15 protein-coding genes are annotated in these 13,294 nt (G+C 74.7%); 8 read left to right on the forward strand and 7 right to left on the reverse strand.

Features of this window, described 5'->3' with window-relative positions; translation table 11 throughout:
- Positions 1–73: 73 nt before the first annotated feature.
- Positions 74–787 carry a DUF4386 domain-containing protein gene (locus tag ACFCLZ_RS25760; protein WP_380279670.1) on the forward strand — a complete coding sequence of 238 codons (714 nt, stop codon included), beginning with the start codon at positions 74–76 and terminating at the stop codon, positions 785–787.
- 320 nt (positions 788–1,107) lie between these two features.
- Here ACFCLZ_RS25760 and ACFCLZ_RS25765 read toward each other — a convergent pair whose 3' ends face one another.
- On the reverse strand, positions 1,108–1,737 hold the full coding sequence (locus ACFCLZ_RS25765) for a TetR/AcrR family transcriptional regulator (RefSeq protein WP_380279672.1): 630 nt from the start codon (positions 1,735–1,737) through the stop codon (positions 1,108–1,110).
- A gap of 177 nt (positions 1,738–1,914) precedes the next feature.
- Between ACFCLZ_RS25765 and ACFCLZ_RS25770 the strand changes: the two genes are divergently transcribed.
- Together ACFCLZ_RS25770 and ACFCLZ_RS25775 are read left to right on the forward strand one after the other, a co-directional pair.
- Entirely contained in the window at positions 1,915–2,919 is a 1,005-nt protein-coding gene (locus ACFCLZ_RS25770) for a medium chain dehydrogenase/reductase family protein (RefSeq protein ID WP_380279673.1), read from the forward strand.
- A 206-nt stretch (positions 2,920–3,125) separates the two neighbouring features.
- Entirely contained in the window at positions 3,126–3,395 is a 270-nt protein-coding gene (locus ACFCLZ_RS25775) for a hypothetical protein (protein ID WP_380279675.1), read from the forward strand.
- Between the two features lie 21 nt (positions 3,396–3,416).
- Here ACFCLZ_RS25775 and ACFCLZ_RS25780 read toward each other — a convergent pair whose 3' ends face one another.
- Together ACFCLZ_RS25780 and ACFCLZ_RS25785 are read right to left on the reverse strand one after the other, a co-directional pair.
- Positions 3,417–4,073: a response regulator gene (locus tag ACFCLZ_RS25780; RefSeq protein ID WP_380279677.1), complete on the reverse strand. Its 657-nt coding sequence runs from the start codon at positions 4,071–4,073 to the stop codon at positions 3,417–3,419.
- 122 nt (positions 4,074–4,195) lie between these two features.
- A complete protein-coding gene (locus ACFCLZ_RS25785) occupies positions 4,196–5,032 on the reverse strand; it encodes a sensor histidine kinase (protein ID WP_380279679.1) in 837 nt (278 codons plus the stop codon).
- A 432-nt stretch (positions 5,033–5,464) separates the two neighbouring features.
- Here ACFCLZ_RS25785 and ACFCLZ_RS25790 point away from each other — a divergent pair, with 432 nt between their 5' ends.
- From ACFCLZ_RS25790 to ACFCLZ_RS25805, 4 genes are all read left to right on the forward strand, one after another.
- A complete protein-coding gene (locus tag ACFCLZ_RS25790; RefSeq protein ID WP_380279681.1) occupies positions 5,465–6,451 on the forward strand; it encodes a thiamine pyrophosphate-dependent dehydrogenase E1 component subunit alpha in 987 nt (328 codons plus the stop codon).
- Positions 6,452–6,474: 23 nt separating this feature from the next.
- The gene (locus ACFCLZ_RS25795) at positions 6,475–7,452 is read left to right on the forward strand and encodes an alpha-ketoacid dehydrogenase subunit beta (RefSeq protein ID WP_380279683.1); all 978 of its coding nucleotides are present in this window, start codon (positions 6,475–6,477) and stop codon (positions 7,450–7,452) included.
- An 82-nt stretch (positions 7,453–7,534) separates the two neighbouring features.
- Complete coding sequence (locus tag ACFCLZ_RS25800; RefSeq protein ID WP_380279685.1) at positions 7,535–8,041, forward strand: quercetin 2,3-dioxygenase; 507 nt, start codon at positions 7,535–7,537, stop codon at positions 8,039–8,041.
- Positions 8,042–8,228: 187 nt separating this feature from the next.
- On the forward strand, positions 8,229–8,864 hold the full coding sequence (locus ACFCLZ_RS25805; RefSeq protein ID WP_380279686.1) for a TetR/AcrR family transcriptional regulator: 636 nt from the start codon (positions 8,229–8,231) through the stop codon (positions 8,862–8,864).
- Positions 8,865–9,059: 195 nt separating this feature from the next.
- Here the strand turns inward: ACFCLZ_RS25805 and ACFCLZ_RS25810 are convergent, their stop codons facing one another.
- From ACFCLZ_RS25810 to ACFCLZ_RS25825, 4 genes are all read right to left on the reverse strand, one after another.
- Complete coding sequence (locus ACFCLZ_RS25810; protein ID WP_380279687.1) at positions 9,060–9,932, reverse strand: LLM class flavin-dependent oxidoreductase; 873 nt, start codon at positions 9,930–9,932, stop codon at positions 9,060–9,062.
- 1 nt (position 9,933) lies between these two features.
- Positions 9,934–10,314, reverse strand: a complete 381-nt coding sequence (locus ACFCLZ_RS25815) for a SchA/CurD-like domain-containing protein (protein ID WP_380279688.1) — start codon at positions 10,312–10,314, stop codon at positions 9,934–9,936.
- 72 nt (positions 10,315–10,386) lie between these two features.
- Positions 10,387–11,349: an SDR family NAD(P)-dependent oxidoreductase gene (locus ACFCLZ_RS25820; RefSeq protein WP_380279690.1), complete on the reverse strand. Its 963-nt coding sequence runs from the start codon at positions 11,347–11,349 to the stop codon at positions 10,387–10,389.
- Positions 11,350–11,410: 61 nt separating this feature from the next.
- On the reverse strand, positions 11,411–12,409 hold the full coding sequence (locus ACFCLZ_RS25825) for an amidohydrolase family protein (protein WP_380279692.1): 999 nt from the start codon (positions 12,407–12,409) through the stop codon (positions 11,411–11,413).
- 412 nt (positions 12,410–12,821) lie between these two features.
- Between ACFCLZ_RS25825 and ACFCLZ_RS25830 the strand changes: the two genes are divergently transcribed.
- Positions 12,822–13,286 carry a hypothetical protein gene (locus ACFCLZ_RS25830; RefSeq protein WP_380279694.1) on the forward strand — a complete coding sequence of 155 codons (465 nt, stop codon included), beginning with the start codon at positions 12,822–12,824 and terminating at the stop codon, positions 13,284–13,286.
- Positions 13,287–13,294 lie beyond the last annotated feature (8 nt).

The following is a 13,294-nucleotide window of genomic DNA, read 5'->3' on the forward strand; positions in this document are numbered from 1 at the left end:
TACCGGCGTCGGTGCGGATCCGTGCGACGCCGCGCCCGGCCCCGACGACCCGTTCTCGACTGGAGCACCCCTCATGACCACGACCTCAGCGGTGCCGGCCGCCTCCGCCCGGCGTTCGCAGTCAGGACCCCCCTTGCTGCTGCCCGCCGTGGCGTTCGCGGCACTGATGGTGGTGTCCATCGTGCTGGCCCGGCAGACCCCGCTGCCCACCGACTCGGCGGCCGACACGCTCGCCTACTACAAGGACCACGCGACCGCCGCGAAGGTCTCCGGGACGCTGCAGTTCGGTGCCTCGCTCCCGCTCGCGGTCTGGGCCGCCATCGTCTACCAGCGGCTGCGCCGGCTCGGCGTGGTCGCCCCCGGCCCCGGCATCGCCCTGGTCTCCGGGGTGCTCGCCTCCGCGGCGATGGCGCTGTGCGGGCTCACCGTCTGGGCCGCCTCCCGCACCGGGGACCTCGGCGACGCGCCGCTCGCCCGTTCGCTGGCGGACCTCGCCTTCGCCTCCGGCGGCCCGGGGCACGTCGTCCCGTTCGCCGTGATGCTGGCCGGCGTGGCGGTGCCGATGCTGCTGCTCGGCTTCGGGCCGAAGGGCTTCGCCTGGGCCGGTCTGGTGCTCGCCGGGATCGGCGTGCTCGGCACCCTGGCGCTGCTCTCCACCAGCCTCGGGTTCTTCCTGCCGATCGCCCGCTTCGGCGGTCTGATCTGGCTGATCGCGGCCAGCGTGATCCTGCCGAAGCAGCGTCCGCGCCGCACCGCCTCCTACGAGACGGAGGCGGAGTCGGCCTGAGGCCGGCCGGCTGACTGCTCCGGTGCGGTGACGGCCCCGGCCCCCGTTGGTGGTGCTCCGGGGTGGGGCCGTCCCGGCCGGGGGAGGGCGACGGGGCGCGGCGCCGGGAGGCGCGGCGGACCGGTCGCGACCGAGCGGGCCGATGGGCTCGTGAGGAAAAGGGAAGGCGGCGCGGCGGTGTCCTGGGGAGGAAGGCCGCCGCGCCGCCGGCCGTCGTACGGCGACCGGAGGGGGTCGTCGGCCGTCGGCGGGTGGTGCGTGGGGGCGCGGGCGCGCGGGGCGGGTGACGGGGCCCGGCGTGCGCGGGAGGCGCCCGGCCGTCAGGCCGCCGCGAGGCGGCGGTCGAGAACGGCGAGAATCAGCTCCTCGATCCGGCGGGCCACCGCGGCGCTGTCGCCGTCCGGTGCGGCCAGCAGATCGAAGGTCTCGAAGCTGGTCAGCATGAAGAGCAGCTCCACCAGTTCGTCGAGCTCGGCCTCGCCGACCTGCGCGTCGCGGTCGGCGAGCAGCCGGCCGAGCACCACCTGGAGGCCGCCGCGCCGCCGCTCGCCCCGGCTCTGCAGCGCGGTGTCGAGCTCCGGGTCGAGGATGCCCAGGCCGCGCAGCCGCCGCAGGGCGATCCGGCCGGAGGCGTAGAAGCCGGTGAGGACGTCGAGGACGGCGGAGAGCGCCTCCCGGCCGCTGGGCGCCATGAACGCCGCGGGCATCCTGGCCATTCCGCCGCGCTGGGCCAGGTCGTCGAAGAGCGCCTCCAGCAGGCCGGTCTTCGAGTCGAACTGGTAGTAGACGGTCATCCGCGCCACTCCGGCGGTCTTGGCGACGGCGTCCATGCTGAACGAGGCCGGGCCCTTCTCCCCGGTGAGCAGCTCGCTGGCCGCCTCCAGAATGCGGGTGCGGGTCTGTTCGGCGGCAACCTGGCGTTGGCCGGCTCGGTACTGGCGTGGGCTCATGGGCTGTTGACGTCTCCTGAGGCGGGTGCTATCACATTCATTGTACACTCAGTCTATATAAAAATACGGGAGCAGGGAACGGTCCGGTACGGACCGCGTCCCGGACCCGTGGAGGACCGGCGCCACTCCCACACACGACATCTCTCCACTGCGGAGGCCACGATGAGGTATCGCCATGTGAGTGTGCCGAGGCTCGGCGGAGCCGAGGTCCTGCGGCTGTCCAGCGACGAACTCCCGGCCCCGGCCGTCGGTCAGGTCCGGGTCAAGGTGCTCGCCGCCGGCGTCTCCTACGGTGACATTCTGCTCCGTGCCGGTGTCATCCCCGGAGGGCCCAAGCGTCCGTTCACCCCCGGGTACGACCTGGTGGGGGTGGTGGACCAGGTCGGACCGGGCACCAGGGCCCCCGAACCGGGCCGGCGGGTCGTCGCACTGGTGCGCAGCGGCGGCTACGCGCAGTACGCGCTCGTCGCCGCCAACCGCCTGGTCCCGCTGCCCGACGGGGTCGACCCGGTCGAGGCCTCGGCGCTCGCGCTCAACTACTTCATCGCCCAGCAGATGCTGCACCGGGTGGCCGGGGTGCGGCGCGGCGGGACGGTGCTGGTGCACAGCGCGTCCGGCGGCGTCGGCACCGCCTTCCTGGAGCTGGCCGCGCTCGCCGGGGTCACCGTGTACGGCACCTGCTCCGCCGCCCGGGCCGAGCAGGTGCGCGCGCTCGGCGGCCGTCCGATCGACCGGGCCGAGGACTTCCTGCGGGTGGTGCGCGCACTGCCGGGCGGCGCGGTGGACGCGGTCTTCGACCCGGTCGGCGGCCGGCACTTCCTGCGCTCGTACCAGGCGGTGCGGCGCGGCGGTGTGATGGTCGGCTTCGGCCAGAACGCCGCGCTGCGCGGGACCGACCGGCGGGACCTGCTGACCGGCGCCCAGGGGTTCCTGGGCGGCATCGTGCTGCCCAAGCTCGTCCCGGACGGGAAGCGGACCCTGTTCTACAACGCGTGGAGCCTGGAGAAGTCCCACCCGGCCGCGTACCAGCAGGACCTCGCGACCGTGCTGGAACTGCTGCAGAAGGGGCAGGTCACCCCGCGGGTGGGCCGCACCGTGCCGCTGGACCGGGCGGCGGACGCGCACCGCGCGATGGAGAGCGGGGCCGTCACCGGGAAGATCGTGCTCGTCCCGGCCGCCTAGCCGGCCGACCCGGCGCGCGCCACCGGTCGCGGGGCGCGCGCCGACCGCCGCGCCTCCGTCCCCGGGGTGCGGCGCCGTGACCGGGGACGGGGCAGGAAAGGTTCCCAGCGTGTTGGGGATTCCCGACCCATGACGGTGGGACGGCCGGTCCGCAGGATGGCCGTAGCACCGCTTCCCCCCGCTGCCGTCCCGTCGGAGGCCCTTCGATGCGAACCGCCCTGCGCCGCGCCCACCGTCGTCTCCTGCTGCGCCGGTGGGCGCGGCGGACCGGCCGCTACCTGGCGGACGGACTGATCTGGCTCGGACTGGCGATGGGGGCGCTCACTTCGCCCTCCGCCCTGCCGGGGGCGCGGAAGCCGGAGGACGTGCTGCCCCCGCCGGGGGTGCCGCACTGGCATCCGGAACGGGCCGGAGCGCACCCCGCGCCGTTGACCCGGCGCGAGGAGGAACTGTGGGCGCACCTGCTGGAGGGCTGACCGGGCCCGTGGCCCGGCGGCTCAGCTGCCGAGGCCGGCGCGCCGGGCCCGGACGGCCGCCTCGGCGCGGTCCGCGACCTGGAGCTTGCTGAAGATCCGGGAGAGGTAGTTGCGCACCGTCTTCATCGAGAGCCCGAAGTCGTTGGCGATGTACGCGTTGTTGCGGCCGTCCGCGAGCATGGTGAGCACCGCCATCTCGCGGGGGGTGAGGTCGGGGAACGGCTCGCGCTCGGGGGCCGGCCGGCGGACCTGCGCCAGCAGGTGGGCGGCGGCCTCCGGGCCGAACAGCGCCCCGCCCTGGCTGACCGCGGTGATGGCGCGGCGGACGTCGTCCAGGCCGGCGCCCTTGACCAGGTAGCCCCGCGCGCCGGCCCGGACCGCCGCGACGATGGACTCGTCGTTGTCGTCGGCGGTCAGCATCACCACCGCGACCCGGGGGTGGCGGGCCAGCAGGGTGCGGGTCGCCTCGATGCCGTCGGTGCCGGGCATGCCGATGTCCATCAGGACGACGTCGGGTGCGAGCCGCTCGACGGCGGAGAGCACGTCCGCCCCGCTGGACGCCTCGCCGACCACCGTCAGTGAGTCGATCCGGTCGAGGAGTTGGCGTAAACCCGCCCGGAACAGCTCGTGGTCGTCGACGACCAGGATGCGCAGGTTTCGGGGCAGGGCCGGGTCCATGGGGGGCTCCTAGGAGAGGGTGAGGGAGCGAGGGAAGCGCGGGAAGCCGGGTGCGGGCGCGGGTTGGTCGGGCACGGAATCCGCGACGGCCCCCGGCAGGGGAGGAGGGGGCCGGGAAGGGATCAGGCGAGGCCGGTGCCGTCGAGCAGCGTCCAGTGCGGCAGCCGGATCCGGACCGCAGTGCCGTGCGGGGTCCGGGCCACCACCGAGAAATCACCGCCGAGTTCCTTGGTGCGGACACACATCGACGGAAGTCCGATTCCGCGGACGGCGTCCGCGGAAATGCCGATCCCGTTGTCCTCGATCGACAGGTCGAGACCATTTCTGCCGACCGAAGCGGAGATCCGGCAGACCGATGCCCGCGCGTGCCGGGCGACATTGGCGACGGCCTCGCCGGAGATTTTCTGCAATTCGGTCTGGACGTCGGCCGGGAAATCGTCCAGGACGGTCGGCAACTCCGTGACGAACCGCAGCCGGCCGGCCCCGGCCTCCTCGAAGGCGTGGACCTGCCGGTCCAGGAACTGGCGCAGCGTGCCGGCGGGCTCGACGGTCCGGGGCTCGGGGCGGTCGAGGTCCCGGATCACCTGGCGGACATCGGCGATGGCGGTGCTGACGTCCTCCCGGGCCTGCGCCAGCAGGGCCGGTGCCTGCTCGGCGTCGCCGTTCAGGTTGAGGCCGGCCAGCTCCATCCGCATGTGCAGGGCGGCCAGTCGGGGAGCCAGTGAGTCGTGCAACTCCCGGCGGAGGCGGCGGCGTTCGTCGAGCCGGGCGGCGGCGTCCGGACAGTCGGACTCCGTATCGGCGGCCACGTGGGCGGTCGCGGCGGGAGCAGGTCGGCGCGGCTGGGACGGCGGCAGGCGGGCGGCCCCGAGGCCGGTGACGAGTCCGAGCAGGACGCTCACCAGCCGGGCGATCCGGTCGGAGGTGTTCCGTTCACCGCGCGTAGCGAGTGCTGCCACGCCGCCCATGGCCAGGGTGCTCGGTCTTCGGTCGCCCCTGCCGGAGGGTTTGAGTATCTGGTCCAGCATGGTTCCTGAGATCCCCCCGTCGCTCGCGTCTGATCCACACTGTGCACGGGCGTTTCCTGGCGCGGGGAAGTGGAATTCCTCGGGCATGTCCGAAAATCGGCACGGCGAAACCTGAACTATCGGTCCGTCGTACGTTTCAATGCCGTGATCCCAATCCACCCGGGACAAGACCTTAGGCGCGCCGTTGCACAGGGCGCAAGGGTGGGCGAGCCGGGTGGGGGAGAGGGCGGTGACGGATTCGGTCACTTGGTTGCACCCATGTGAGTGAGCGCTTACCCTCATGGAGTCGGGCCACGAGCACGACCGGCGAACGAGGCGTACGGCGCCCCGCCGGCGTCCCCCGGAGAGCCGAGGAGGCGACCCATGGGCACATCCCGCACCACCGATCTGACGCTCGATCAGATCGCCGAGATCTACCGGACGATGAGCGTGATCCGGGCCTTCGAGGACCGCCTGCACGGCCTCGCGAAGAACCTCCCCGGCGCGGTCCACCTCTACAGCGGGCAGGAGGCCGTCGCCGCGGGCGTGTGCGCGGCCCTCGCCCCGGACGACTACCTCGCCAGCACCCACCGCGGCCACGGCCACGCGATCGCCAAGGGCTGCGACGTCGAGGCGATGATGAAGGAACTGCACGGCCGGCCCGACGGGATCTGCGGCGGCAAGGGCGGCTCGATGCACATCGCGGACTTCGACCGCGGCATGCTCGGCGCCAACGGCCTGGCCGGCGGGGGCGTGCCGCTCGCCTGCGGCGCTGCACTGACGGCCCGTCAGCAGCGCACCGGCCAGGTCGCGGTGGCCTTCACCGGCGACGGCGGCGCCAATCAGGGCGCCGTGCTGGAGAGCCTGGTGCTGGCCCGGATGCTCGACCTGCCGGTGGTCTTCGCCGTCGAGAACAACGGCTACGCCCAGGCCACCCCCGCCGACCGGCACTTCTCCGGCACCGACATGGCCCAGCGCGCGGCCGGCTTCGGGATCCCCGGCGAGGTGGTCGACGGCTACGACGTGCTCGCCGTGCACGCCGCCACCGCCGAGGCCGTGCGCCGCGCCCGGGCGGGCGAGGGCCCGACCGTGCTGGAGTTCCGGGCCGAGCGCTTCCACGGCCACATGGAACTGTGGGACGACCAGTCCTACCGCCCGGGCGCCGACCCGGAGCGGCTGCGCACCGAGTCCGACCCGCTGCTGCTGCTCCGCTCCCGGATCGCCGACGGCACCGTGGCCGGACCCGCCGCCTTCGAACTCGACCGGATCGACCGGGACGCCACCGCGCTGGTCGAGGCGGCCGTCGCGGCCGCCGCCGAGCCGTTCACGGCCGACCCGCGCAGCCTGCTCGACCACGTCTACACCCGCTGACCCGCCCCGGAGGAGGGATCCACGTGCGCACCATCACGTACCAGCAGGCGATCGGCGAGGCGCTGGCCCAGCAGATGCGCTTCGACCGCTCGGTGGTCCTCATGGGCGAGGACAGCACCAACGCCTGGGGTCCGACCAAGGGCCTGCACCTCGAATTCCCGGACCGCGTGCTCGACATGCCGATCACCGAGGCCGCCTTCGTCGGCGCCGCGGTCGGCGCCGCCGCGACCGGCCTGCGCCCGGTGGTCGACCTGCTGTTCGTCGACTTCGCCACCGTCTGCTTCGACCAGATCGCCAACCAGGCCGCCAAGCTGCGCTACATGGCCGGCGGCCGGATCTCGGTGCCGCTGGTGCTGCGCGCGATGTGGGGCACCGGACTGCGCCGCGGCGCCCAGCACTCGCAGGCGCTGCACCCGCTCTTCGTCCACCTGCCCGGCCTCAAGGTGGTCGCGCCGTCCAGCCCCTACGACGCCAAGGGGCTGATGGCGCAGGCCCTGGTGGACGACGACCCGGTGCTGTTCCTGGAGCACAAGATGCTCTACTTCGTGCCCGGCGGCGTCCCCGAGGAGCCGTACGCGATCCCGTTCGGCTCGGCCAAGGTGGTCCGGCCCGGGACGGACTGCACCGTGGTCGCGATCGGCCGGATGGTCTCGGTCGCGCTCGCCGCCGCCGAGCAACTCGCCGCCGAGGGCGTGCAGATCGAGGTGATCGACCCGCGGACGCTGTCCCCGCTGGACACCTCGACCATCTACGGCAGCGTGGAGCGCACCGGGCGGCTGGTCGTGGTGGACGAGGCCCACCCGCGCTGCAGCCTGGCCACCGACATCGCCGCGCAGGTCGCGCAGGACCGCTTCGCGGCGCTGCGCGGGCCGGTCCGGATGGTCACCGGGCCGCACGCGCCGGTGCCGTTCAGCCCCGAGCTGGAGGACGCCTTCGCCCCCGGGCCGGACCAGGTGGCGGCCGCCGTGCGCGCCACCGGGCCGGTCCGCAGCGCGGCCTGAGCGCCGCGTCGACGACCGATCAGTTTCCGTACCGCTGTGCTGCCGGGCCCGGGTGCGGGCCGGCCGACCGAGGAGGAACCGAGTGACGTCCCGACCGTTCGTGAAGCAGCCCGACGAGGGGCGCGCCATCTGGCACGTGGGCGCGCTGCTCAAGTTCAAGGCGACCGGCGCCGAGACCGACGGGCAGTTCTGGCTCGCCGAGCAGCTGTCCCCGGCGGGCTACGCCTCGCCGGTCCACCTGCACACCCGCGAGGACGAGTTCTTCATCGTCCAGGAGGGGGAGATGGTGCTGCGGATCGGCGACGACGAGCACAAGGTCGGACCGGGCGCGACGGTCTTCGCCCCGCGCGGCATCGCCCACCAGTACCGGGTGGAGACCGAGGGGACCCGCTTCCTGGTGCTGGGCACCCCGGCCGGGTTCGAGGAGTGGTTCTTCCGGACCGGCGAGCCGGCCACCAGCCTGGAGCTGCCGCCGCCGCTCCAGGGGCCGCCGGACTTCGCCCGCCTGCTCGGCGCGCTGGAGCCGCTCGGCGTGCAGCTGGTCGGGCCGCCGCCCGGGCCGGGCGGGCCCGCCGGGCCGCCGCGCTGACCGTGCCGCTGCCTCGTCCGCCGGCCCCGCCGCCCTCCGCGGGCGGTGGGGCCGGTGTGCTGGTCGAAACCCCCGGCCTGCCGGCCGAATCCGGTGAGCGGGTACTCACCTGCACGCTATCCTTCGGGTACCCCTCCGCAGCCGCGGCCCGGTCCGGGACCGGCCGCCCCGTCCCCTCGGAGCCTTCATGAGTATGCGCGAGCAGATCGTCGACGCCGCCGAGCGGGTGATCCGGGACCTCGGCCTGGCCCGCTGCACCACCAAGGAGATCGCCGAGGTGGCGGGCTGTTCCGAGGGCACCATCTACCGGCACTTCCGCAGCAAGGAGGACGTCTTCCTGGCCGTCCTCGCCGAGCGGCTGCCCGGCCTGCTGCCGGTGCTGCGGGCGCTGCCGGAGGAGGTCACCAGCGAGGGCGAGGTGCGGGCGGCCCTGCAGCAGGTGGCCGAGGAGGCGCTCGCGTTCTACCGCGAGTCGATGCCGATGCTGCTGTCGGTCTTCGCCGAGCCCAAGCTGCTCGACCGCCACCGCGAGTGGATGCGGGCCAACAACGCGGGGCCGCACCGGGCCGCCGAACTGCTGGCCGACTACCTGCGGCGGGCCCAGCGGTCCGATCTGGTCAGCCGGGACGCCGACCCGGTGGCGGCGGCCCAACTCCTGCTCGGCGCCTGCTACCTGGCTGCGTACGGGGGCGTGTTCGCCGCCCCGGCGGGCGACTCGGAGGCGCTGCGCGAGGCCGAGGCCTTCGTCCGGCAGCTCTGGCGGACGCTGGCCCCCGCCGACCGGCCGGCGGCGCCGGCCAGGAGCCGCACCAAGGCCCGCTGAGGCGGTGTCCCGAGGACCGGCCCGCCGCCCGGTGAGCAGTACCGGGCGGCGGGCCTTCGGCTGCGCCCACGGGCGGCCCCGCCCCGAGCCTGCCGACCGTCGGCGCCGGACAGGAGCGCCCGGAGGCGAGCGGGCGAGTAGCAGGAGGGGCGGACGGCCGGTAGCCGTCCGCCCCTCCTGCTACCCCGCCGCGGTTCAGCCCGGGAGCCCCAGGACCTGGGCCGCCGCCGTGACCTGGCCGAGGTCCCCGGCGCACGGCATCAGCAGCAGCTCGTCGCAGCCCGCCTCGGCGTACCTGCCGACCAGCCCGCGCAGCTTGCCCGGGTTGTCGGCCGCGCCGCGCAGGATGTGGTCGACGAACGGCCCGGCGTCCCGGTAGTACGACCGCAGATAGCCCTCGGTGTGCTTGCCGGCGTCCTCGCCGAGCGCGAAGTACGCCAGCGCCACCAGCCGCGGCGCCCCCGTCCGGCCCTCTGCCGACCACTGCTCGCGCAGCGCCTGGGCGCCCTGGGCGAACATCACCGGTCCGGTGCCGCCGCCGATCCAGCCGTCGGCCAGCCGGGCGGCCCGCCGCAGCGCGGCCGGCGAGTGCCCGCCCAGGATCAGCTCCGGTCCGTCCGGCCGGACCGGGGCCGGGCCGACCGCCGGCTCCCGGCCGGACTGCGCGTCGGCCCAGTGCCGGCGCAGCTCGACCACCTGGGTGCCGGTCCGGGCGCCCCGGCCGGCCTTCTCGACCTGGCCGACCTCGAAGTCGTCCTGGCGCGAGCCGACCGCCAGGCCGAGGGTCAGCCGGCCGCCGGAGAGCCGGTCCACGGTGGCCGCCTGCTTGGCCAGCAGCGCGGTGTTGCTGCGCAGCGGCGAGATGAGGATGCTGGTCGCCAGGCCGATCCGCCCGGTCACCGCGGCGGCCGCGGCCAGTGTGCTGAGCGGCTCCCAACTGGTGTGCACCAGGCGGTCGATGGTGCCGAGCGTGGAGAACCCGGACTCCTCGGCGAGGCGGGCCCAGGCGACCACGTCGGCGCCGGTCGCGCCGGCCAGCGAGGTCGGCAGTCCGATTCCGACCTTCATCTCACTCACCCTCGATCGGCCGGTCGTGGCGGCGGGAGAGCACGTTCTCCATCGAGGCCAGCCGGAAGAAGGCCTGCGCGCCCTCCCGGCTGGTCATGTCGCGCGGAACGGCGAGGTGCTTCTCCAGCTCCCGCTCGAACTCGCGGACCGCGGGCTGCCGGCTCATGTGCGCGGCCACCAGCGGCAGCGGGCCCTCGATCTCGATGACCCGGACGGCCAGTTCCCGGCCCACGAAGGCCTGGGTGCCGAGGAGCTTGCCGACCACGGTGCCGTCGGGCGTCCTGACGTCGAAGTCCGGGCGGCCGCTCTTGCGGAACAGCTCCTTGACGATGTCCTCGCTGCCCGGCAGCAGCGGGTAGTACAGCGCGTGCCACGTGCTCATGGTGGGTCTCCTGACGGTTCGGGGCCGGGCTCGGCCCGGCGGTGGGTGGGCGGGCGCGGGAGGCGGGTGGCGTCACTGGCTGGCGGTGACGCCGCCGTCCACGTACAGCACCTGGCCGGAGATGAAGCCGGCCCGCGGCGAGGCGAGGAAGGTGACGGCGTCCGCCACCTCGTGCAGCTCGGCGGTGCGGCCCAGCGGGATCCGGCCGAGCACCGTCCGCATGAACTCGGGGTTGCGGGCGTTCTCCTGGACGAAGTCGGTGCGCACGAAGCCCGGGGCGACCGCGTTCACCGCGATCCCGTGCCGGCCCCATTCGGCGGCCAGCTGCTTGACCAGCAGGTCCAGCCCGGCCTTGCTGGCGCCGTACGCGCTGAAGCCGCGCCGGGCGCCGAACTTGCCGCGCACCGAGGAGAGGTGGACGATCCGGCCGCCGCCGGCCGCGATCATCGCCCGGCCGACCGACTGGGAGAGCCAGAAGGCGCCCAGCAGGTTGGTGTCGACGATGGCGCGCCAGTCCTCCTCGGAGATGGTCTCGGCGCCGACCGTGACCAGCGCGCTGGCGCAGTTCACCAGGATGTCGACGCCGCCCCAGTCGGCCGCCACCGCGTCCACCAGCCGCTCGACGTCGGCGCGGTCGGCGACGTCCACGGCGTGCGGCGCGACCGTGCCGCCGCGGGCGGCGAGCGGGGCCAGCCGTTCGGCGGTCTCCTCGGCCTTCTTCAGCGAGCGGCCGGCGACGGCGACCCGGGCGCCCTGCGCGGCGAGGTCCTCGGCGACGGCGGCGCCGATGCTGCCGTAGCCGCCGACCAGCAGGACCCGGCGGCCGAGGAACTCCCGTTCGGCGGGGACGCGTTCGGGCGCCGGCCGGGGCGGGACGGCGGCGCCGGGCGGTCCGCCGATCCCCGGCGGAGGGCCGCCGGCCCCGGGGGGTGGTCCGCCGGGGCCCTGCGGCGGGCGGCCGGTCCCCGGGGGCGGTCCGCCGCCCGGGCGTCCGCCGGGCGGGCCGGGCGGTTGGGTCGGTGCGGCTGCCGTCATGGCAGCACCTCCCTGTCGCGTGTCGGTGGATGCGGGTGTTCCGACGGTCGGTCGGAGGCGATCAGGCCGCGGCGGGCGCGGCGGGCAGGCCGAACAGCCCGGCGGCGTTGTCGTGCCGGATCCGCGCGACGGTGGCGGCGTCCAGGCCGAGGCCGTCCAGCCGGGCCAGCGAGGCGTCCAGCGGTGCGCTCATCGGTGGGGAGTCGGTGCCGAACATGACGTTGCCGGCCCCGAAGGCGTCCACGGCGGCGGCCACGGCGCGCAGGCTCGGGGTCGCGGTGTCGACGTACACCCGGCGCAGCGCCTCGGCGAGCGGGGGCACGGCGGGGCCGCCCGGAGCACCGCCCGGAGCGCCGCCGGGGGGACCCCCGGGAGCGCCGCCCGGCCGCCCGAAGGTGACCGGCATCCGCCGGGCCAGCTCCAGCCGCTCCAGCAGCAGCGGCAGCCCGCCGCCGCAGACCGGGGCGACGATCCGCAGCCCCGGGTACTTCTCCAGCCACCCGGCGAACAGCACCGCCGCCGTGCCGAGCGTGACGTCGCACGGCCGGGCGATCTGCTCGACCAGCCGCAGGTCGTCCAGCTCCCCGGCCCCGGCCGGTTCGGCCGGCGGGTGCAGCATCACCGGGGCGCGGTACTGCGCGGCCATCGCGAAGAAGGCGTCGGCCTGCGGAGTGTCCAGGAACCGCCCGGCGATGCTGGAGTTGACCATCAGAGCGACGAACTCCTCCTGCTCCAACCGCTTGGCGGCGGCGGCGAGTTCGGCGTCGGAGCCGAGCGGGTTGGTGTAGACGTAGCCGCGCAGCGCGGCGGGCCGGGCGCGGACCTGCTCGCCGAGCCAGTCGTGGAAGCGTTCGAGGGCGGCCGGCGGCCGGCGGTAGTTGTCCGGGCCGGGCGTGCGCACCATGGTGCCCGCGCCGACGGGACTGCCGACCAGGGACATGGTGATCCCGGCCGCCGCCTTGAGCTCCACCATGCCGTCGACGTCGGAGAGGCTCGGCGGCATGGGGAAGCGGCGGAAGAGTTCGGGCGACGTGATGTGGCCGTGCACATCGATCGTCATCGGCTCGGCACCTCCTGGGACGGCCGTCGGCCGGTCGGCGCGGCGGGGTGGTCGCGGGCCTCGGGCAATCGGTGAGTGAGTGCCCGCTCGCACCGTAGGGCGCGGCCGGTGGGCGCGTCAACACGGCCCGCAGGAGGGGTGGTTGGTTCAACGACCGGGCCGGGCCAACGGCCCGGAACGGCCGGGACGCGGTCCGTGGGCGCCGGGGCGACGTCCCAGCCCGGTGGAGACGGATGCCTCCTGACACTGGGACCGCCCGGCGGCAAGGATGAGGCCGCGGGGCCGCCCCGGGGGCCGAGATGCCCCGGCCCCCGGGGTCCCGTTCCTCCCGTATCGGGCGACCCCGCCCCGGTCCGCCGCGCAGCGTCGCGGCGGGCGTCCCGCGAATCCCGGATCGATTCGAGGAATCGATATGAAGGACTTGAAGAGCAACTCGGACGTCTGGCTGGTGACGTCGTCCAGCATTCAGCTCGGCACGCTGTGGATCATGAAGACCTCGATCCTGCCGATGCTGAACTCGCTGCCCTACGACCGGTACGTCAACACCTGCCAGCTCATCGACATGCACGTGTTCCACCCGATCGCCTTCTGGAACGGCCTCGCCACCGCCGCCGTCGGCGCGAGCAAGGCCGTCCGGACGGAGAGCATGGTGGCCAAGGTGCTGTACGCGGCCGGCACCGTCGGCATGGCGACCGTCGCGGTCGCCTCCGAGGGCGTCAACCGCCCGATCTGGCGCCAGATCGAGCGCTGGAGCCCGTACCGGGACAGCGACGCGGCGTGGCGTGGCAAGCGCCGCCGCTGGCACCTGGCGCACGAGACCCGGACCATGGGCGCGATCGGCGCCGCGGCCTGCTTCGTGCTCGCCTCGCTGCTCTGACCCGCGCC

It is taken from the genome of Kitasatospora purpeofusca (assembly GCF_042691725.1).
GTDB lineage: Bacteria > Actinomycetota > Actinomycetes > Streptomycetales > Streptomycetaceae > Kitasatospora > Kitasatospora purpeofusca_B.